The sequence below is a fragment of the Variovorax sp. M-6 genome, assembly GCF_052114385.1.
Taxonomy (GTDB): Bacteria; Pseudomonadota; Gammaproteobacteria; order Burkholderiales; family Burkholderiaceae_C; genus Variovorax.
The window spans coordinates 1-429 of record NZ_JBFREQ010000129.1 but is presented as its reverse complement, the minus strand read 5'-3'; the positions used below and the strand labels follow the sequence as shown (position 1 = coordinate 429).

Annotated in this window: 1 protein-coding gene; it reads right to left on the bottom strand. The window is 66.4% G+C overall.

Features of this window, described 5'->3' with window-relative positions; all coding sequences use genetic code 11:
* Positions 1-429: DUF2092 domain-containing protein (locus AB4Z46_RS35475; protein WP_442288231.1), on the bottom strand; the 429-nt coding region annotated here is incomplete at both ends.

Genomic DNA, 429 nt, shown 5'->3' with positions numbered 1-429 from the left:
GGCCGCATTGACCGCCGCAAAGGCCTCGGCCGCGATCACCGGGTCGAGCTTCCAGTTCGACAGCTCGACCTGGTGGCGCAACTGGAGCGGGTCGCCGCGGAACACCGCACGCAGCTTGCGAGGCAGCTTGTCGTCGGCGCCGATCCAGATCTGCATGAACATCTGGTCGCTGGCGATGGCCACCATCTCGGTGGTGGTGCCGCCGACGACCTTCGACGGGCCGATGTAGAAGGCCTTGSTGAGACCCTCGGTGAGCGCCTTGAAGGGGTCGCTGCCGACGAGGTCGGCAAAGGGGAAGTAGATCGCGGCGTTGTCGAAGGCCTGCTTGAGCATGGCGTCGATGGTGGGCGGGGCCGGTGCCACGGCAACCAGGTTCTCGGCTGGTGCGAAGGCGGTGATGGTCTTGCCGTCGTAGGAGAACTCCGAGGC